Here is a 17,862-nt window from a genome sequence, read left to right on the forward strand (position 1 = left end):
CTATTTTTTCCGGCAACGCCGATTCAAACGGGATCAATTGCCGTCACGGTTTTTCATTTGGTTAGGCGTGAGCTATGGGAATAGACCGCTATTTTTTCCGGCAACGCCGATTCAAACGGGATCAATTGCCGTCACGGTTTTTCATTTGGTCAGGCGTGAGCTATGGGAACAGACCGCTATTTTTTCCGGCAACGCCGATTCAAACGGGATCAATTGCCGTCACGGTTTTTCATTTGGTTAGGCGTGAGCTATGATAGGCCGCTATTTTTTTGGCCTCCCGTCAATTTGAAGTCATAACGAGGTGTACCATTTTTTCCCAGATCGCAAACTTTTGCCGCAAAGTGCTCGGCAAGGATGAGGGCGAGCAGTCGGCGGAGTCCCCCATTCCGGCCCGTGTTGCCGGACAACGTCGAACCCTGAGTCGTGACCAGCACCCGATTTCGCGCAAAGAGATCAGCGAGAATGCACTCAAGGTGCTCTATCGCCTGAACAAGGGCGGCTACGAAGCCTACCTGGTCGGCGGCGGAGTCCGGGATCTGCTGCTCGGGAAGACGCCCAAGGATTTCGACATCGCCACCGATGCGACGCCGGAGCAGATCAAGGCGCTGTTCAGCAACTGCCGCCTGATTGGCCGCCGCTTCCGCCTGGCCCACATTGTGTTTGGTCGTGACGTGATCGAAGTGGCCACCTTCCGCGGTCACCACCATCAGGTCAATACCAGCAAACATGTGTCGGCCCAGTCCGATGAAGGTATGCTGCTGCGCGACAACGTCTACGGCACCATCGAAGAGGATGCCGAGCGCCGCGACTTTACCGTCAACGCCCTCTACTACAGCGCCAAGGATTTCACCCTGCACGATTTCGAGGGCGGGCTGGAAGATTTGGCTGAGCGCAAGCTGGAGCTGATTGGCGATCCCGAAACCCGCTACCGCGAAGATCCGGTGCGGATGCTGCGCGCCGTGCGTTTCGCCGCCAAGCTCGACATGACCATCAGCCCGCGCACCGCTGCCCCCATCAGGGAGCTGGCGCCGCTGCTGCAGGATATTCCGGCGGCCCGCCTGTTTGAGGAGACCCTCAAGCTGTTCCTGGCTGGCGATGCTCTGACTACCTACAAGTTGCTGCGCGAGTACGGCCTGTTCCAGCAGCTCTTCCCGCAAGTGGCTGCGCTGTTCACCCCGCACGGCAATTCGCCTTACGAGCAGTTTATCGAGCAGGCGCTGATCGATACCGACACTCGCGTTCGTGAAGATAAACGCGTCACCCCCGCCTTCCTCTACGCCACCCTGCTGTGGGGCTGCGTCGAGGCCCGTGGTCGGGTGCTGGAGAACGAGAGCGGCCTGCCCTGGTATGACGCCTTCATGCTGGCGATCAACGAGGTGCTCGACAATCAGGTGCGGATCATCGCCGTTCCCCGCCGTTTCACGACAGATGTCCGCGATATCTGGGCACTGCAACAGCGGTTGACCCGTCGTCAGGGCAAGCACCCCGAGCGCGCCATGGAGCACCCCAAGTTCCGCGCGGCGTTCGACTTCCTGTTGCTGCGCAACCGGGTCGAGCGCGGTCTCGGCGAGCTGGCCAGCTGGTGGGAGCGCTATGTTGCCTCCAACCCCGATGTGCGCCCGCAGCTGCAACGGGAAGCGACCCGTCGCCCGGCCAGCGGTGAGCGCGGTGAGAGCCGTAGCCACGATGGCGAGAAGCGCAGCAGCAACAGCCGCAATCGCCGCCGCCCGCGCCGTCGCAAGCCGAAAGCGGCCGAGTGATCACAGACGTGATGACCGAGGTCTTCATCGCCATTGGCTCCAATCTGGCCGACCCGCTCGGTCAGGCGCGCCGCGCGGTCGCCGCGCTGGCGACCTTGCCGGAATCTGTGCTGGTGCAGGCCTCGTCGTTTTACAGCAGCCGCCCCATGGGGCCTGCTGATCAGCCGGACTACGTCAATGCCGTGGCCCGGCTCAACACCCGGCTGACGCCGCTGGCGCTGCTGGATCAACTACAAAAAATCGAGCTGGAACAGGGACGTGTGCGCAAAGAGGAGCGGTGGGGACCCAGAACTCTGGATCTCGATCTGCTGCTCTTTGGCGATCAGGTGATCAACCACGAGCGCCTGATCGTTCCCCATTACGGCATGAAGGAGCGGGAGTTCGTGCTGCTGCCCCTGGCCGAAATCGCGCCCGCTCTGGTGCTGCCCTGCGGCACCCCGCTCGCACAACTGGTTGCCCGCTGCCCGGGCAATGATCTCGCCATCATTGCGCCGAGTGCAGACGTACAGGAGCCTTTATGAGCAAGATCACCACCGCCAGCCTGCTGAAGATGAAGCAGGATGGTCAAAAGTTCACCGCCATCACCGCCTATGATGCCACCTTTGCCAAGTTGTTCGACGACGAGGGGGCCCACGTGCTGCTCATCGGCGATTCGCTGGGCATGGTGCTGCAAGGGGGTCAGGACACCCTGGCGGTCAACATGGATGAGATGGTCTATCACACCCGCTGTGTGGCTCGCGGTGCCAGCAATGCGCTGATCATCGCCGACATGCCCTTCATGAGTTACGCCACCCCCGAGCAGACTTACCAGAACGCCGCCCGCCTGATGGCAGCCGGTGCCCGCATGGTCAAGATGGAAGGGGGCGACTGGCTCTGCGACTCCATCCGCCACCTCACCCGCAACGGGGTGCCGGTGTGCGGTCACCTCGGCCTCACCCCGCAATCCGTCCACGTCTTTGGCGGCTTCAAGGTGCAGGGGCGCGACGAGTTTCAGGCCCAGGAGATCTACCGTCAGGCCCTCGAGCTGCAAGCGGCCGGTATCCAGCTGCTGGTGCTCGAGTGTGTGCCCAGTTCGCTGGCCGAGCGGATCAGCAAGGCGCTGCGCATCCCGGTGATCGGCATCGGTGCCGGCCCCGCGACCGACGGTCAGATTCTGGTGATGCACGATGCCTTTGGCGTCACCTCCGGCTATGTGCCCAAGTTCACCAAGAACTTCCTGGCCGAGACCGGTGACGTGCGTGCCGCCGTGCGCCTCTATGTGCAGCAGGTGAGCGAGGGGAGTTTCCCCGGCCCGGAACACTGCTTCAACTGATGTGATGCCCTATCGATGAGAGCGGGGGCCAGTGCCCCCGTTTCGTCATCCTGTCAGGCTGATGTAACCCGTATCTTTTTGATTCATCTGAAGGTGAACTGCCGATGTTGGTTGTTAACAATCCTGCCGCTCTGCGTGAGCAGATCTCTCAATGGCGCCGTGAAGGGCGTGCCATCGCATTCGTGCCCACCATGGGCAATCTGCATCAGGGCCACCTGACGCTGGTGAAAGAGGCGCACAGCCACGCCGAAAAGGTGGTGGTCAGCATCTTCGTCAACCCGATGCAGTTCGACAAGGCCGAGGATCTTGCCAACTACCCGCGCACTCTGGAGCAGGATTGCGCTGCGCTGGAAGCGGCCGGGGTCGATATGGTGTTCACCCCGACCCCGGAGATCATGTATCCGCAGGGGCTGGCCAGCCAGACCTTCGTCGAGGTACCGGGTCTCTCCAATCTGCTGGAGGGGGCGCTGCGCCCGGGTCACTTCCGCGGGGTCAGCACCGTCGTCACCAAGCTGTTCAATCTGGTGCAGCCGGATGTGGCCTGCTTTGGCCAGAAGGATTACCAGCAGCTGGCGCTCATTCGCAAGATGGTGGCCGACATGGCGATGCCCATCGAGATCGTCGGCGTGCCGACCGTGCGGGCCGAAGACGGGCTGGCGCTCTCTTCGCGTAACGGCTACCTGACCGCTGCCGAGCGAGCCATTGCCCCCGAGCTGGCGCGCACCATGAACTGGATCGCCGAGCAGATCGAAGCGGGTGATCACCACCTGCCCTCCTTGGTGGCGCAGGCCAGCCAGCGCCTCGACAACGCCGGTTTTCGCACCGATGCTATCGACATCGTCGATGCCGCCAACCTCGAAGCTGCTACCGACGAGAGCGAGCAGCTGGTGATCCTGATGGCTGCGTATCTCGGCAAGGCCCGTCTTATCGACAACCGGGTGGTCACGCTGCAGCAAGCCTGAGCGAGTCGCCCACAGGAGGATCTCATGTCCAAGAAGGTTTATTGCATCGCCCAATTCCTGCCGAAAGCCGGTCAGGAGCAGGCCCTGTTTCAGGTGTTGCAGGCACTGGAGCCCAACACCCTGCGTGAGGATGGCTGCCTGCAATATCGGGTAACCCGCCATATCGCCAGCCCGTTTGCCGAGGGGGAGAGCTTCCCCATCGTGTTCAACGAGATTTGGCAAGACATGGCCTCTTTCGAGGCGCACTGCCAGCGCGCCGAGATCAAGGCTTTCTTCGAACGTTACTGTCTGGCCGACGATGGCCTGGCTGCCAAGTGGAACGTCTGCGTCTATAGCGACGAACCCGAACAGTACGACGCCCCCGTAAAGAAGTAATTCCCCCGATTGTCAGCGGACGCCTTCCCGGGCGTCCGCTGCTTTTTCACGCCTGCACTCTCCTGCATCCCGGCGTTTTGTTCTGCGGCCCTGCCCGCATCCCCCTTTGTTTCAATCCACTTTCGGCCTGATGGCCGCTACAGGTATTCATGATGTTTGTCCTGATTGCATCGCTTGTTTTCTGTCTGCTCTGTTTTGCTCTCACCCGGTTGCCCACCGGGTTGCCGCTCTCGCGCAAGGTGCTTGCGGGTCTGCTGCTTGGCGCCCTGTTCGGGCTGGCGCTGCAACTTGGCTGGGGTGCCGATGATGCCGGCGTCCAGCAGACCCTGGAGTGGGTCAATATCATCGGCGGCGGCTATGTCAGCCTGCTCAAGGTGGTGATGATGCCGCTGGTGTTCACCTCCATCCTCTCCGCCATCAACAAGCTGGAGCAGGCCCAGTCCCTCGGCAAGATCAGCGCCGTACTGATCGGCTCCATGCTGACGCTGGTGATGATTGCCGGTGTGGTGGGGATGACGGTGACCCATCTGAGTGGCCTCACCGCAGAAGGGTTGCTGAGCCACGGCAGCGACACGGCCGCCCTGCAACAGAGCATGGGTACCATCGACAGTGCCCAGACCCTGCCGGCCCTGTTGCTCTCGCTGGTGCCCACCAACTTTGCCGCCGATATGGCGGGTAGCCGCGGTCTCTCGGTGATCGGGGTGGTGATCTTCACCGTGCTGGCCGGGGTTGCCCTGCTGCAGTTGAAGGCGGAGCATCCGGAGGCTGGCGCTCGCGCCGCCGTCGCCATCGACACTCTGCAACTGTGGGTGATGAAGATGGTGCGGGTGGTGATTGCGCTCACCCCCTATGGCGTGATGGCGCTGATCGCCCGGGTGGTGGCTCACTATCCCCTGAGCGAGATCCTCAGCCTGCTCGGCTTTATTCTGGTCTGCTACGTCGCCATTCTGGCGATGTTTGCCGTGCACATGGTGATCCTGCTGCTGATCGGTCAGAACCCGCTCCACTATCTGCGGGAAGTGTGGGGCGTGCTCACCTTCGCCTTTATCTCCCGCAGCAGCGCCGCCTCCATCCCGCTCAGCATCGAGACCCAGCAACGTCTTGGCGTGCCCTCCAGCATCGCCAACTTTGCCGCCTCGTTCGGTGCCAACCTCGGCCAGAACGGCTGCGCCGGTATCTATCCGGCCATGATGGTGGCGATGATTGCCCCGATGCTCGGCCTCAACCCCTTCGATCCCCTGTTTCTGCTCACCCTGCTGCCGGTGATTGCGCTGGGCTCCATCGGGGTGGCTGGCGTCGGCGGTGGCGGCACCTTCGCCGCGCTGATCGTGCTCTCCACCCTCAACTTCCCCATCGCGCTGGTGGGGGTTATGATCGCCATCGAGCCGCTGGTGGACATGGGCCGTACCGCCCTCAACGTCAACGGCTCCATCATGGCGGCCATGATCACCAAGCGCCTGCTTGGTGAACAGGCACAGAGCGACATTGCGGAAGGCGAAGCGTCCCGAGTCGCCAGCTGACAGCCAGCATCGAAATGAGAGAAGCCCGCAGTTGCGGGCTTCTTTTTTGGGCGAAAGGTCGGGTTACTCGGCCGTGACGGTGTAGCCAGCGCCTTTCCAGGCGAAGATGCCGCCCGGCACCCGATAGACCTGTTGATAGCCCTGATTGACCGCCCAGGCGGCAGCATTGTGGCTGCGGCCGCACTTGACGAAGCCGCAGTAGATCACCACAGGGCGAGCTTTGTCTTCACCCAGCAGCGCCTGGAACTGCTCCGGTGTACCGTTTCCCTCGACAATCTCGCTCCAGTTGTCGCCCGCTTTCGCCTCTTTCACGAAGGCAAAGTTCTTGGCGCCCGGGATGTGCTCCTTCTTGTAGGAGTCCTCATAGGGCATGGTGTCGATGATCACCAGCTCCTCGCCCTTGTCCATCCGGGTTTTCAACTCGGCCACGGTCAGCAGCTGATAGCCCCCCTGCTGCGCCTCCTGCGCCAGCTGTACAGCCGATTGCTCAAGCTTCACCTCCTGCTCGAACTGGTTATCGCCACAGCCCGCGAGGGCAAAGCTGGCGGCGATCAGCGAGGCCACCAGAGTGCGAGATCGCAATGTCATCATGTCACTACTCCTTTAGTACGGGAAAAACGGGAACGGGAAAAACGGGGCGGGAAGTTCGCAGCAGGGCGCCCGCAAGCGTCAGTAGCAGCAGATCCCGCACAATGGCCTCCGACAGCGAGCTGAGATCAGCCCTGCCAAGACAGCCGCAAGAGATGTCGAGCCCGATGGCAACGCCATAGCCCAACACCGGAATAAACAGGGCGAGCAGCCCGATCACCAGCCACAATCCCCAGCGCCGGTTGGCGATGACTGCAAGCCCGGCGCATAGCTCAAGGGTAATCAGCCCCCAGGCGGCGAACGGGATCAGAGGCGGCCAGATCAGGCCAAAGGCGCCGATCTGATCGATGAACAGGGCGGGGGAGGCCAGCTTGAACCCGGCGGAGGCGAGGAAGAATCCCCCCAGCGCCAGCCTGGCCAGCATGCGCAAATAAACGGCGATGGGATAGCTCTTTATCATCCATGACTCCGACTGCCAGCCACAGGCGTTTGCTTCGCCATGTCCTGACTATCGGCCGGATAGCGGGCCAGCTCCTGATAGTCGCCGTCCGCTTCGCAGCGAAAGACGGCGGCGGTTTCACCGTTCTGACACCACTGCTGCCACTCCTCGGGCGGGCAGTGGAGGCGAATGGCGAGGCCACAGCCGGCGCTGAGCAGGCGCGGCACGTCGCAGACCCGAAACTGCTGGCCATGTTGCTCCAACCGCTTGCGCAGTCTGACTGTGCCGAGGGTGGAGTGGAACAGGTAGAGAAACTCCTGATTCATGATTTGCCTCCCGTGCTGGCGCGCGCGCCGAACAGGGCGGCACCCAGCGCACCGGCAAACTGGGCATCCGGGTGGGTGGCCACTTCGCAGCCCAACCCTTCGGCCAGATAGTGGCGGAAGGTGGCACAGTGGCTGACGCCGCCGGTAAAGAGCACGCTCGGTCTGGCGCCGAGGCGGCCGATAAAGTTGGCACTGCGCCGGGCCATGGCGCGGACGATGCCGGCCAGGATCGACTCGGCAGGAATGCCCGCCGAGCGCAGGCTGATCGCCTCCGATTCGGCAAACACGGTGCACATGCTGCTGATGTCGTGGGGCTCGGCCCCTTGCAGCAGTTCGTCAAGCTGCTCGACCAGTGCCCCCAGAGTGCGGGTGATCACCTCGAGAAAGCGACCGGTACCGGCGGCGCACTTGTCGTTCATCAGAAAGTCGGTGAGATTGCCCTCGCTATCGAGCTGGATCACCTTGCTGTCCTGCCCGCCGATGTCGATGACGGTGTGTACCGACGGGCAGAGCAGGCGAGCCCCCAGCCCGTGGCAGGAGATCTCGGTAACCCGGCGATCGGCGAACGACGCCAGATCGCGGCCATAGCCGGTCAGGGTCAGGTGGGGGCGCTCTGGCAAATCGGCCGAGAGCTCCTCCCAGCCTTGCTCGATGGCAGCCAGCGGACGAAAGGGGGTCGGCACCAGAAAACGGCGGACGATACGCCCGCCATCCTTGTGGTCGAACAGGATCCCCTTGGTCGCGGTGGAGCCTGAGTCAATCCCGATGGAGAGTGACACGGCGCCTCCTTACAGCATTTCGATAAAGGCGGCCAGCCGGGTCGCCAGTTGCCCCTTGTCGGCGCTGGAGTAGTCGGTCTCGACCGCCATGTAGGGGATGCCGTGGCGTTCTCGTACGTGACGCTTGATGGCGAGCGACTCCACCGCATAGGTGTGGCAGGCCTGCAGGATCACATCGATCACCCCGTCTGCCTGATACTCCTCCACCATCTGGCTCAGCAGATTCATGCGCTGGTGGTTGGGGGAGATGCAAGAGCAGCCGATGGCCAGATACTTGTTGGTCAGCGCATCGAACAGGTCGCCCTCTTCGCTGACGCACTGCTCGGTCGCCTTGGCGCCGGTGCAGTTCTCGTAACCCACCACCCAGCCGCCGTGCTCCTCGATAAGGCGCACCACCTTGTCGGCGGCGCCGCCGATGGGGCAGCCGGTGATGAGGATGCGCGGACGGGCATCGAGCCGCTTGCCCTCGGCATACTCGGCCTTGATGCGGCGGGTCATCTCCTGCAGCTCGCTGATGAGCTGCTCCTTGTCGAAGCGGAAGGTGGCGCCATAGACCACCTTGAGCAGGTCAGTGCCGCTCAGCGCCGGCGGGTTGAGCTGGCCCAGCCGGTAGAAGTCGGCCAGTGCGCGGCGTTCGCGGTTTTTCAGCACGATGGCGTCGCGCAGCGCCTGCTCGCTGATGGGCTTGCCAAACTGCTGCTCCAGTAGCTCCTTGAAGCGGACGATTTCGCTGCGCCACAGGGTGCGGGAGGCTTCGTCATCGGCGCGGTTGGGCAGCTGCATCACATGCACCGGTTTGAACTCGGCCATGTACTCGTACATCTTCTTCTTGCCGTCGCAGGTGGTTTCCCCCACCACCAGATCGGAGAAGTAGAAGTAGGGGCACTTGTCGGTCTTGCCGAACCCGTAGCTGCTCTTGATGAGCGGGCAGAGGTTGCGGGGCAGATCTTTCTCGGCCTCTTCGATGGTCTCGTCGCTGGTGGAGCAGAGCGATACCACCACTGCGCCGGCAGCCATCGCCACCTCCTGCGGCATAAAGGTGCAGTAGGTGCCGACCAGGGGGATCTGTCGCTCCTTGAGTGCCATCACAGCCAGAAAGCCCTGACGACGGGCATCTGAAAAACTATCGAAAATGGCTGGCAACTCGGTGATAAGTGACATAGGCGATCCTGCCCTGATGAGAGAAATGAAGAGACGGATGCTCCATCAATGACGGCACATCCAACCGCGAGAATTATACCTTTGGGGGTAATTCGAAAATTGCGGTGGATCACAAGGTGTCAGGTAAAGCCTTAATAACAGGCAGGTTATTGCGAAGAGGGCTGGCAGGTTGAAGGGGCTACAGGGGGAATAAAAAACGGGCACCGCGAGGTGCCCGTTCTGGTCATCAGTGGCGCAGGCCGGTGCCGCGCGAGATAAGCCACCAGGCCAGAGCGTAGAGAGCCACGATGAAGCCGATGATGATGAGGTAGGCGGTGCTGAGCGGCACGTCTGAGATACCGAGGAAGCCGTAACGGAACGCGTTCACCATGTAGATGATGGGGTTCACCTGGGAGACCCCCTGCCAGAAGGGGGGCAGCAGGCTGATGGAGTAGAACACGCCGCCCAGATAGGTAAGCGGCGTCAGCACGAAGGTGGGGATGATGCTGATGTCGTCGAAGGTCTTGGCAAACACCGCGTTGATGAGACCACCCAGCGAGAAGAGGATGGCGGTCAGCAGCACGGTGACGCAGACGCTGAACAGGTGGTGGATCTGCAGCGGCACGAAGAAGAGCGACACCAGAGTGACAATGAGACCGACGCAGAGGCCGCGTGCCACGCCACCGCCCACGTAGCCGGCGATGATGACGTAGTTGGGCACCGGCGCGACCAGCAGCTCCTCCACGTTGCGCTGGAACTTGGCGCTGAAGAAGGAGGAGGCGACGTTGGAGTAGGAGTTGGTGATCACCGACATCATGATGAGGCCGGGCACGATGAACTCCATGTAGGTGAAGCCGCCCATGTCACCGATACGCGAACCGATCAGGTTGCCGAAGATGACGAAGTAGAGGCTCATGGTGATGGCGGGCGGCACCAGGGTCTGGATCCAGATCCGGGTAAAGCGGCTCACCTCTTTGGCCAGAATGCTCTTGAAGGCGATGTAGTAAGTGGTCAGGTTCATGCTTTTCTCCCCTCTTCGACCAGGGTGACAAACAGCTCTTCCAGCCGGTTGGCCTTGTTGCGCATGCTCAATACCTGCACCTGCTGGTGTGACAGCTGCTCGAACAGGCTATTGAGGGACTGGCTCTTGTCGAGATCCACTTCCAGGGTGCGCTCATCCGGCATGCGGCCGTTGAATTCGGGCACGTTTGGTACGGCAGAGCCCGGTGCCAGATCGAGCAGGAAGGTCTCGCGGCCCAGCTTGCCCAGCAGGTTTTTCATGCTGGTGTTCTCGATCAGGCGACCCTTGTCGATGATGCCGATGTTGCGGCAGAGCATCTCCGCCTCTTCCAGATAGTGGGTGGTGAGGATGATGGTGACGCCCTGCTCGTTGAGATCCTTGAGGAAACTCCACATGGAGCGACGGATCTCGATATCGACCCCGGCGGTCGGTTCATCGAGGATCAGCAGCTTGGGTTCGTGCATCAGGGCGCGGGCGATCATCAACCGGCGCTTCATGCCGCCGGAGAGGGTGCGGGCCGGCATGTCGCGCTTCTCCCACAAATCGAGCTGGCGCAGGTACTTCTCGGCGCGAATTTTGGCTTCTGCCTTGGGCACGCCGTAGAAGCCGGCCTGATGGGTGACAATCTGGATCACCTTCTCGAACTGGCTGAAGTTGAACTCTTGCGGCACCAGCCCGAGCTGGGCCTTGGCCTCTTCCAGATGGGTATCGATGTCATAACCGAATACCTTCACCTTGCCGTCACTCTTGTTCACCAGCGAGCTGATGACGCCGATGGTGGTGGACTTGCCCGCCCCGTTGGGGCCGAGCAGGGCGAAGAAATCCCCCTGCTTGACGGTGAGATCGATGCCTTTCAGGGCTTCGACGCCCCCCTGATAGGTCTTTTTCAGGCCGCTGATTTCCAGTGCGTTCATTGCAACCTCTAACTGGCTGAACCCGTCTTGATACAGAAAAGGCGGCCGAGGCCGCCTGAGACAGAAAATGGCGCAGCGCCACCTTGTTCGGTATGTTTTTTAACCTTGTTACTCTTGCGGTACCACTTTGCCGATGAAGGGCAGGTTGCGGTACTTCTGCGCGTAGTCGATGCCGCAGCCGACCACGAATTCATCCGGAATGGCAAAGCCGACCCAGTCAACCGGCACCTGCACTTCGCGACGGGAGGGTTTGTCCAGCAGGGTGCAGATGGCGAGGGATTTCGGCTCGCGCAGGGAGAGGATCTCGCGCACCTTGTTGAGGGTGTAGCCGGTGTCGATGATGTCTTCGACGATCACCACATCCTTGCCCTTGATGTCGTCATCCAGGTCTTTGAGGATTCGCACGTCACGGGTGCTGTGCATGCCGGAGCCATAGCTGGAGGCGGTCATAAAATCCAGGGTGATGGGCAGCTGGCACTGACGGCAGAGGTCAGCCAGGAAGACGCAGGAGCCGCGCAGCAGACCGATCATTACGACTTCGTCGGAACCCTGGTAGCGGGCGGTGATCTCTTCACCCAATTTGGCGATCCGGGCGGCAACTTCAGCCTCGGAGATCATCACCTCGACAGTGTGTTTCATCACTTACTCCCATATGGCCAAAGGGAAACTGGCCGTTCATGAACATCAAAACCGATGATTCTACCACCCGTGTCGAGAGGCGCCATATATACGTGGTGCTTTTATCGGCTTATTTTAATTGATAGAGTTAGCAGGCACTCAGGCATGATTAGTTACAATACTATAAACACCATAATCAATAACTATTAGATGATAAAAACTATGGAACCACGCGCAGAAATAAGACGTCGTACCCGGCTGTCGCCGGAGGCTCGTCGCAATCAACTGATGGAATGTGCCATCGAAGTGTTCTCCCGCCGCGGTATCGGTCGTGCCGGTCACGCCGAAATTGCCGAGCAGGCCAAGGTCTCTGTTGCCACCGTCTTCAACTATTTCAACACCCGCGAGGAGTTGGTAGATGAGGTATTGGCCGAGATCGAACGCTTCGTGAACTTGACGTTGTCGCAGGCATACAGCGGCAATGGTTCAATCTTCGACAAGATCAAGCGCCATGTGAGCTTGTCTGTCGATGCGGCCTACGACCAGCCCGATTACGCAGGTATCTGGCTGGAGTGGAGTTCCTCGGTTCGGGAAGAGGTATGGCCTCGCTATACCCGGCTGCTCGATCACTGCCTTGAGCTGATCGCCAGCGAGCTGCAAACCGCCATGGATGCAGGGGAGATCACCAGCGTGCTGTCGGCACAGGATCTTGCCCGCTCTCTGACCGGTTTTGGCTATGTGATGATGCAGATGATCAATCAACCTCAGCGCCCGCCGCGCGAAGAGGTGACTGATTTCCTGTTCAAGTACGTGACTGCACCTATTCAGGCTTGCTGATACGGCTTAACGAAAAAAGGCGCCCCTCATCGAGGGGCGCCTTTTTTTATCCGGTTTGTCTGGTCAGCTCAGCCGTGGCCATAGCCCCAGCGGCTGGTCAGCTCATGCTCGACACCCAGATGATCGAGGATGCGGGCGACCATAAAATCTACCAGATCCGCGATGCTTTTCGGCTCATGATAGAAGCCCGGCGCGGCGGGCATGATGGTCACCCCGAGCCGCGCCAGTTTCAGCATGTTCTCCAGATGGATTGCCGAGAAGGGGCTCTCGCGGGGCACCAGGATCAGCTGGCCGCGCTCCTTGATCACTACATCCGCCGCCCGCTCCAGCAGGTTGTCGGAGGTGCCGTTGGCAATGGCCGAGACGGTGCCCATGGAGCAGGGGCAGACCACCATCTGCTTGGGGGCCGCCGAGCCGGAGGCCACCGGCGAGAACCACTCCTCCTTGCCGCAGGCGACTATCTGACCCTCTTTGGCGCCATATTGGCGACAGAGATAAGCCGATAGCTCCTTCGGTGAGCCCGGCCACTCCTGCTGCTGCTCGGTCTTGAGTACCACTCGTGCCGCCGATGAGGCGAGCAGGTAGACCCGATAGTCCGCCTGTACCAGACACTCCAGCAGGCGCAGGGCGTAGGGGGCGCCGGAGGCACCGGTCAGCGCCAGGGTGATCGCTTTGTTCATAATTCGCCGTGGTAATCCTTGAGGCGGGCGATCAGCTTGTCATGAATGCCGCCGAAGCCGCCGTTGCTCATGATCAGAATATGGTCGCCATCGCGGCTCTCGGCCACCAACCGGTTGATCAGGGTCTCCAGATCGTTGAACACCTTGGCGGGTCGGGTCATATGGGTCGTCACCTCGCCAAGATCCCAGCCAATGTTGGGCGGCTGGAAGAAGAACACCTCGTCGGCGCCATCGAAGCAGCCAGCCAGCTCCTCCTTGTGAACACCCAGCTTCATGGTGTTGGAGCGTGGCTCCAGCACCGCCAGAATGCGGGCTTCACCCACCTTGGCACGCAGACCGCCGAGGGTGGTTTCGATGGCAGTGGGGTGGTGGGCGAAGTCGTCATAAACGCTGATGCCGGCTACCTCGCCTTTGAGTTCCATCCGCCGCTTGGGGGATTTGAACTGGCAGAGCGCCGCAATACCATGCTCTACCATGACACCGGCATGACGGGCGGCAGCGATGGCCATCAGGCCATTGTTGACGTTGTGCTCGCCGATGCACTCCCAGTGCACCTCGCCCTGCTTTTCGCCATCCAGCCACACCTCGAAGGCGGAGCCGTCATCGGCCAGCTTGACCGCTTTCCACTTGGCGTCGTCCTGACCCACCAGCTCCACTTCGCTCCAGCAGCCCATCTTGCGCACGGCGGTGAGGTTGTCATCTGCCTGCGGGAACAGCACCCGGCCATTGCTCGGCACGGTGCGCATCAGGTGGTGGAACTGGCGCTGGATGGCGGCGAGATCCGGGAAGATGTCCGCGTGGTCGAACTCCAGATTGTTCATCACCAGGGTTCGCGGATGGTAGTGAACGAACTTGGAGCGCTTGTCGAAGAAGGCGCAGTCATACTCGTCTGCTTCGATGACGAAGAAGGGGGCGGAGCCGAGACGGGCGGAGACCGGGAAGTTGCCCGGCACACCGCCAATGAGGAAACCGGGCTCCAGCTTGGCGTACTCCAGCACCCAGGCCAGCATGCTGGCGGTGGTAGTTTTGCCGTGGGTTCCGGCAACGGCCAGTACCCAGCGATCTTGCAGCACGTGCTCCAGCAGCCACTGGGGGCCGGAGATGTAGGGCAGATTGCGGTCCAGCACATATTCAACACAGGGGTTGCCGCGGCTCATGGCGTTGCCAATCACCACCAGATCCGGCGCAGGATCGAGTTGGGAAGGGTCATAGCCTTCGGTCAGTTCGATGCCCTGTTGCTCGAGCTGGGTGCTCATGGGGGGATAGACGTTGGCGTCTGAGCCGGTCACCCGGTAACCAAGTTGTTTTGCCAACACCGCCAGACCACCCATAAAGGTGCCGCAGATCCCGAGAATGTGAATATGCATACCGCTTCCTTTTGCAGTAAAGGGAAGTGCGCATTCTAGGGTGTGTTGCGGTAGTGGCACAAGCCGCACTCATGGTGAGAGGCCCACAGAGCGGGGGGCTGGGAGTAAAACTCAGTAGCCCGAACAGCAATGAAAGAGGAGGGCAAACCATTCGGTTTTATTTGAGGCTTGATTTTGTGTCGCACTTTCTTACAATTCTTCGTTTTTGTGACGCACTCAACAGTTTTACGATATCGCCCTTTTCCAAAGGAGAGTCCTCATGGGCAAGTTCCTGCTTTGCTATCTGGTCGGTGGTCTGGTGGCCATCAGTTGGGCTGCGCTGCCCGCCCATGGTCCCTGGGATCAGTGGGACCTCGCGATTTTTCACACCGTTAACGGCTGGCTCGGGCAGTCACCTTTGTGGGCCGATCTGGTGGCCATCACCAACAACCGGCTGTTCGATCTGGTGGTGCTTGGCTGCATGGGATTGATCTTGGCTCGCTGTTTCTTTGCTCGTGATATTGCTGGTCGTCGCCAGCTGGTGGCGATGGGCATAGTGATGCTGCTAAGTGCACTGGTGATCAACCAGCTTGGTCACAGATTGCCGGTGGAGCGACCCAGCCCGACCCTGATGGTGGCCGATGCGCTGCGGGTGACCCAGATCAGCGGTATTCCGACCAAGGACTCTTCCGGTGACAGCTTCCCCGGGGATCACGCCCTGTTCCTGATGATCTTCGCCGGCTTTGCTCTGCGCTACCTGCCGCGCTGGGCGGGGATTACTGCGCTGCTGATGGTACCGCTTTTCTCCGCCCCCCGGATTTTCTCCGGCGCCCACTGGTTTACCGATGTCTATGTCGGTGCGCTGGGTCTGGCCACCCTCTGCCTACCTTGGGTAGTGCTGACGCCGCTATCGGATCGCCTGATTGCGCGAATCGAGCCCTATCTGGCCCCTTTGCCGCTGCTGCGTAGTCAGACCCACTGATTGAGCACCACAAAATAAAACGCCCCGACATGAAAATGTCGGGGCGTTTTGTTATCCACCCGCTAGATCATCAGCCTTGATAGCCGTTCGGGTTGTTGCTTTGCCAGCGCCAGGTATCGATCATCATCTGCTCCAGACCACGCTCTGCCTGCCAGCCCAGCTCGGCACGGGCCTTGTGCGGCTCGGCCCAGCACTCGGCGATGTCACCGGGGCGGCGGGGCTTGATCTGGTAGGGAATGGGTCGGCCGCTGGCCGCTTCAAACGCCTTGATCATCTCCAGCACCGAGTAACCCTGACCTGTGCCCAGGTTATAGGTAAAGACGCCGGTATCCGATTCGATGCGAGCCAGCGCTTTGAGGTGACCGATGGCCAGATCCACCACGTGGATGTAATCGCGCACCCCGGTACCGTCAGGCGTCGGGTAGTCGTTGCCAAATACCCCCAGCTCCTTGAGCTTGCCCACGCCGACCTGACTGATATAGGGCAGCAGGTTGTTGGGGATACCGTTGGGATCTTCACCGATGAGGCCGCTCTCGTGGGCACCGACCGGGTTGAAGTAGCGCAGCAACACGATGGCCCAGCGGGGATCGGATTTGGCGAGATCGCGCAGGATCTCTTCGACCATCAGCTTGGAGCGACCATAAGGGTTGGTGGCGCTGGTGGGGAAATCTTCCCGCAGCGGTACCGAGGCCGGATCGCCATAGACGGTGGCCGAGGAGCTGAATACCAGCTGGAACACGCCAGCCCTGGCCATCTCTTCGCATAGCACCAGAGTGCCGCTGATGTTGTTCTGGTAATAGGTGAGCGGGATCTGGCTTGACTCACCGACCGCCTTGAGGCCGGCGAAATGGATTACTGACTCGATCTGGTGGGCGGCAAACAGTTGCTGCAGACAGGCCCGGTCCAGCACATCCCCTTCGACGAAGATGACCGGCTTGCCGGTGATCCGTTCGACCCGCTTGAGTGACTCGGGGGAGGAGTTGGAGAGGTTGTCCAGCACCACCACCTGCAGCCCGACGTTCAAGAGTTCAACCAGGGTATGGGAGCCGATATAGCCGGCGCCCCCTGTAACCAGAATTGTCATTTTTTTATCCCGTCTTCGACTGAAACTGGGGCTGAGTCTAGCGCCCCTGTCTACTTGGGAAAAGCTTGGGATACCGATGACGCCTTCACCTCGCTGCAAAAAAGCCTTCACCACGCCTCAATAATCGAGACTGATATCCCCTTTCGCAGTGCAGGAGCAGGCCAGAGCCACGCCGCTATCCAGATCCTGCGCACTCAGGGTTATCACGCTCTGGCGCTCGATATCGCCTTCCGTGGTGCAGCGGCAGGCACCGCATACCCCGGCGCGGCAGGCCGCCATCATGGTCTCGCCCGCAGCTTCCAGCGCTGCCAGCAGGGTCTGGCCCGGCAGGATCTTCACCTTCTTGCCGCTCTTGTTCAGGGTTAGCCAGAAGTGGTCGCTGCTGGTTGCAACTGGCGCCGTACTCGATGTAACCGCAGGCAGACCGAACGACTCCTGGTGCAACTGCGCTGCCGGTAGCCCCAGATCCGCCAGCATGGTGAAAACTGCGGTCATGTAAGGCGCGGGCCCGCACAGATAGACGTGGCGCGCGAGCAGGTCTGGTGCCAATTCCTTCAACATGTCCGCTGTGAGTCGGCCCACCCAGGGGTGATCTGCAGGGGCCTCTTCCAGAATCAGGGCGTGCCGTACACCGGCATGGGCCGCGGCCAGCGCAGCCAAGTCGTCTGCGAAGATCACATCCTCAGGCGAGCGGGCACTGTGAATAAAGCAGATGCCGGCATCCGGCCGCTTGGCCAGCTCGTCCCGCAGCATGGCCCACATTGGGGTGATGCCGGAACCGGCACTGAGCAGCAGCGGCCGCTCGCAGGGCAAGGCAGTCAGGTTGAAGTCGCCGAACGGGCCATCCACCCGGATCTCGTCCCCCACTTGCAGGGTCTGGTGCAGATGGTGGGAGACCAGCCCCACATCCTTGATGGTGACCTGCCAGCAGGCATCCTGCGGGCTGGAGGAGAGGGTATAGGCGCGGCAGTGAGGCTTGCCGTCGATCTCGGTATGCAGGGTGACGCACTGGCCTGCCAGCACGGCTGGCAAGGTTCCCGTCACTGGGGAAAATTGCCAACTTGCCACGTCGTGGGTATCTGCCCGCCGACCGATGCAGCGCAGGGTTAAAGAGGTGGAGGTCATCGCAAGGCTCCTCTTGCTCGGAAATGGCTTTGAAAAAAGGCGAGCTCAATGGCT

Annotated in this window: 21 protein-coding genes; 9 read left to right on the top strand and 12 right to left on the bottom strand. The window is 61.0% G+C overall.

Annotation, left to right across the window (positions count from 1 at the left end):
• The 7 genes from NOM67_RS12830 to NOM67_RS12860 form a co-directional block, all read left to right on the top strand.
• Window positions 1-241: hypothetical protein (locus tag NOM67_RS12830; RefSeq protein ID WP_255937607.1), on the top strand; the 241-nt coding region annotated here is incomplete at its 5' end.
• Between the two features lie 28 nt (window positions 242-269).
• Window positions 270-1,760: a polynucleotide adenylyltransferase PcnB gene (pcnB, locus tag NOM67_RS12835; RefSeq protein ID WP_043849917.1), complete on the top strand. Its 1,491-nt coding sequence runs from the start codon at window positions 270-272 to the stop codon at window positions 1,758-1,760.
• 11 nt (window positions 1,761-1,771) lie between these two features.
• Entirely contained in the window at window positions 1,772-2,281 is a 510-nt protein-coding gene (gene folK, locus NOM67_RS12840) for a 2-amino-4-hydroxy-6-hydroxymethyldihydropteridine diphosphokinase (protein WP_071912939.1), read from the top strand.
• Complete coding sequence (gene panB / locus NOM67_RS12845) at window positions 2,278-3,072, top strand: 3-methyl-2-oxobutanoate hydroxymethyltransferase (RefSeq protein ID WP_041210224.1); 795 nt, start codon at window positions 2,278-2,280, stop codon at window positions 3,070-3,072. Before folK ends, panB begins: the two co-directional genes overlap by 4 nt.
• 104 nt (window positions 3,073-3,176) lie before the next feature.
• On the top strand, window positions 3,177-4,034 hold the full coding sequence (gene panC / locus NOM67_RS12850) for a pantoate--beta-alanine ligase (protein ID WP_043849920.1): 858 nt from the start codon (window positions 3,177-3,179) through the stop codon (window positions 4,032-4,034).
• Window positions 4,035-4,058: 24 nt separating this feature from the next.
• Entirely contained in the window at window positions 4,059-4,409 is a 351-nt protein-coding gene (locus NOM67_RS12855; protein WP_041210222.1) for a putative quinol monooxygenase, read from the top strand.
• Between the two features lie 152 nt (window positions 4,410-4,561).
• Window positions 4,562-5,929 carry a cation:dicarboxylate symporter family transporter gene (locus NOM67_RS12860; protein ID WP_305121668.1) on the top strand — a complete coding sequence of 456 codons (1,368 nt, stop codon included), beginning with the start codon at window positions 4,562-4,564 and terminating at the stop codon, window positions 5,927-5,929.
• 63 nt (window positions 5,930-5,992) lie between these two features.
• Here the strand turns inward: NOM67_RS12860 and NOM67_RS12865 are convergent, their stop codons facing one another.
• From NOM67_RS12865 to hpt, 8 genes are all read right to left on the bottom strand, one after another.
• Window positions 5,993-6,520 (bottom strand): rhodanese-like domain-containing protein, encoded by a 528-nt coding sequence (locus tag NOM67_RS12865; RefSeq protein ID WP_255937609.1) that lies wholly within the window; start codon window positions 6,518-6,520, stop codon window positions 5,993-5,995.
• 4 nt (window positions 6,521-6,524) lie between these two features.
• Window positions 6,525-6,977 carry a MauE/DoxX family redox-associated membrane protein gene (locus tag NOM67_RS12870; RefSeq protein WP_255937611.1) on the bottom strand — a complete coding sequence of 151 codons (453 nt, stop codon included), beginning with the start codon at window positions 6,975-6,977 and terminating at the stop codon, window positions 6,525-6,527.
• The gene (locus NOM67_RS12875; RefSeq protein ID WP_255937613.1) at window positions 6,974-7,282 is read right to left on the bottom strand and encodes a DUF3343 domain-containing protein; all 309 of its coding nucleotides are present in this window, start codon (window positions 7,280-7,282) and stop codon (window positions 6,974-6,976) included. The genes NOM67_RS12870 and NOM67_RS12875 overlap by 4 nt, the downstream gene beginning before the upstream one ends.
• The gene (locus tag NOM67_RS12880; protein ID WP_255937615.1) at window positions 7,279-8,061 is read right to left on the bottom strand and encodes an acyl-CoA dehydratase activase; all 783 of its coding nucleotides are present in this window, start codon (window positions 8,059-8,061) and stop codon (window positions 7,279-7,281) included. Before NOM67_RS12880 ends, NOM67_RS12875 begins: the two co-directional genes overlap by 4 nt.
• 9 nt (window positions 8,062-8,070) lie before the next feature.
• Window positions 8,071-9,222 carry a double-cubane-cluster-containing anaerobic reductase gene (locus NOM67_RS12885; RefSeq protein WP_159164276.1) on the bottom strand — a complete coding sequence of 384 codons (1,152 nt, stop codon included), beginning with the start codon at window positions 9,220-9,222 and terminating at the stop codon, window positions 8,071-8,073.
• A gap of 226 nt (window positions 9,223-9,448) precedes the next feature.
• Complete coding sequence (locus NOM67_RS12890) at window positions 9,449-10,222, bottom strand: ABC transporter permease (protein WP_255937621.1); 774 nt, start codon at window positions 10,220-10,222, stop codon at window positions 9,449-9,451.
• Window positions 10,219-11,136, bottom strand: coding sequence for an ABC transporter ATP-binding protein (locus NOM67_RS12895; RefSeq protein ID WP_182926189.1), 918 nt, complete (start codon window positions 11,134-11,136; stop codon window positions 10,219-10,221). The genes NOM67_RS12890 and NOM67_RS12895 overlap by 4 nt, the downstream gene beginning before the upstream one ends.
• Window positions 11,137-11,244: 108 nt before the next feature.
• Window positions 11,245-11,775 (bottom strand): hypoxanthine phosphoribosyltransferase, encoded by a 531-nt coding sequence (hpt, locus tag NOM67_RS12900; RefSeq protein ID WP_005343302.1) that lies wholly within the window; start codon window positions 11,773-11,775, stop codon window positions 11,245-11,247.
• 201 nt (window positions 11,776-11,976) lie between these two features.
• Between hpt and NOM67_RS12905 the strand changes: the two genes are divergently transcribed.
• Window positions 11,977-12,591 carry a TetR/AcrR family transcriptional regulator gene (locus NOM67_RS12905; RefSeq protein ID WP_255937624.1) on the top strand — a complete coding sequence of 205 codons (615 nt, stop codon included), beginning with the start codon at window positions 11,977-11,979 and terminating at the stop codon, window positions 12,589-12,591.
• A 68-nt stretch (window positions 12,592-12,659) separates the two neighbouring features.
• Here NOM67_RS12905 and NOM67_RS12910 read toward each other — a convergent pair whose 3' ends face one another.
• Both NOM67_RS12910 and mpl read right to left on the bottom strand, forming a co-directional pair.
• The gene (locus NOM67_RS12910; protein WP_042030468.1) at window positions 12,660-13,271 is read right to left on the bottom strand and encodes a flavin prenyltransferase UbiX; all 612 of its coding nucleotides are present in this window, start codon (window positions 13,269-13,271) and stop codon (window positions 12,660-12,662) included.
• Window positions 13,268-14,638 carry a UDP-N-acetylmuramate:L-alanyl-gamma-D-glutamyl-meso-diaminopimelate ligase gene (mpl, locus tag NOM67_RS12915; RefSeq protein WP_156853558.1) on the bottom strand — a complete coding sequence of 457 codons (1,371 nt, stop codon included), beginning with the start codon at window positions 14,636-14,638 and terminating at the stop codon, window positions 13,268-13,270. Before mpl ends, NOM67_RS12910 begins: the two co-directional genes overlap by 4 nt.
• A gap of 259 nt (window positions 14,639-14,897) precedes the next feature.
• On the opposite strand from mpl, the gene NOM67_RS12920 reads away from it, so the two are divergent.
• Window positions 14,898-15,599, top strand: coding sequence for a phosphatase PAP2 family protein (locus NOM67_RS12920; protein WP_156853557.1), 702 nt, complete (start codon window positions 14,898-14,900; stop codon window positions 15,597-15,599).
• A 70-nt stretch (window positions 15,600-15,669) separates the two neighbouring features.
• Here the strand turns inward: NOM67_RS12920 and galE are convergent, their stop codons facing one another.
• Together galE and NOM67_RS12930 are read right to left on the bottom strand one after the other, a co-directional pair.
• On the bottom strand, window positions 15,670-16,683 hold the full coding sequence (gene galE, locus NOM67_RS12925) for a UDP-glucose 4-epimerase GalE (protein ID WP_156853556.1): 1,014 nt from the start codon (window positions 16,681-16,683) through the stop codon (window positions 15,670-15,672).
• Between the two features lie 117 nt (window positions 16,684-16,800).
• Window positions 16,801-17,808, bottom strand: coding sequence for a hybrid-cluster NAD(P)-dependent oxidoreductase (locus NOM67_RS12930; RefSeq protein ID WP_156853555.1), 1,008 nt, complete (start codon window positions 17,806-17,808; stop codon window positions 16,801-16,803).
• Between the last annotated feature and the right edge of the window lie 54 nt (window positions 17,809-17,862).

Origin of the sequence: Aeromonas sp. SG16, assembly GCF_024436135.1 — a bacterium.
Lineage (GTDB): Bacteria > Pseudomonadota > Gammaproteobacteria > Enterobacterales > Aeromonadaceae > Aeromonas > Aeromonas jandaei.

What these genes read in the sequence shown, in the direction of transcription:
- folK (WP_071912939.1), top strand. Translation starts at nt 1,772, where the DNA reads ATGACCGAGGTCTTCATCGCCATTGGCTCCAATCTGGCCGACCCGCTC.
- panB (WP_041210224.1), top strand. Translation starts at nt 2,278, where the DNA reads ATGAGCAAGATCACCACCGCCAGCCTGCTGAAGATGAAGCAGGATGGT.
- panC (WP_043849920.1), top strand. Translation starts at nt 3,177, where the DNA reads ATGTTGGTTGTTAACAATCCTGCCGCTCTGCGTGAGCAGATCTCTCAA.
- NOM67_RS12855 (WP_041210222.1), top strand. Translation starts at nt 4,059, where the DNA reads ATGTCCAAGAAGGTTTATTGCATCGCCCAATTCCTGCCGAAAGCCGGT.
- NOM67_RS12860 (WP_305121668.1), top strand. Translation starts at nt 4,562, where the DNA reads ATGTTTGTCCTGATTGCATCGCTTGTTTTCTGTCTGCTCTGTTTTGCT.
- NOM67_RS12865 (WP_255937609.1), bottom strand. Translation starts at nt 6,520, where the DNA reads ATGATGACATTGCGATCTCGCACTCTGGTGGCCTCGCTGATCGCCGCC.
- NOM67_RS12870 (WP_255937611.1), bottom strand. Translation starts at nt 6,977, where the DNA reads ATGATAAAGAGCTATCCCATCGCCGTTTATTTGCGCATGCTGGCCAGG.
- NOM67_RS12875 (WP_255937613.1), bottom strand. Translation starts at nt 7,282, where the DNA reads ATGAATCAGGAGTTTCTCTACCTGTTCCACTCCACCCTCGGCACAGTC.
- NOM67_RS12885 (WP_159164276.1), bottom strand. Translation starts at nt 9,222, where the DNA reads ATGTCACTTATCACCGAGTTGCCAGCCATTTTCGATAGTTTTTCAGAT.
- NOM67_RS12890 (WP_255937621.1), bottom strand. Translation starts at nt 10,222, where the DNA reads ATGAACCTGACCACTTACTACATCGCCTTCAAGAGCATTCTGGCCAAA.
- NOM67_RS12895 (WP_182926189.1), bottom strand. Translation starts at nt 11,136, where the DNA reads ATGAACGCACTGGAAATCAGCGGCCTGAAAAAGACCTATCAGGGGGGC.
- hpt (WP_005343302.1), bottom strand. Translation starts at nt 11,775, where the DNA reads ATGAAACACACTGTCGAGGTGATGATCTCCGAGGCTGAAGTTGCCGCC.
- NOM67_RS12905 (WP_255937624.1), top strand. Translation starts at nt 11,977, where the DNA reads ATGGAACCACGCGCAGAAATAAGACGTCGTACCCGGCTGTCGCCGGAG.
- NOM67_RS12910 (WP_042030468.1), bottom strand. Translation starts at nt 13,271, where the DNA reads ATGAACAAAGCGATCACCCTGGCGCTGACCGGTGCCTCCGGCGCCCCC.
- mpl (WP_156853558.1), bottom strand. Translation starts at nt 14,638, where the DNA reads ATGCATATTCACATTCTCGGGATCTGCGGCACCTTTATGGGTGGTCTG.
- NOM67_RS12920 (WP_156853557.1), top strand. Translation starts at nt 14,898, where the DNA reads ATGGGCAAGTTCCTGCTTTGCTATCTGGTCGGTGGTCTGGTGGCCATC.
- galE (WP_156853556.1), bottom strand. Translation starts at nt 16,683, where the DNA reads ATGACAATTCTGGTTACAGGGGGCGCCGGCTATATCGGCTCCCATACC.
- NOM67_RS12930 (WP_156853555.1), bottom strand. Translation starts at nt 17,808, where the DNA reads ATGACCTCCACCTCTTTAACCCTGCGCTGCATCGGTCGGCGGGCAGAT.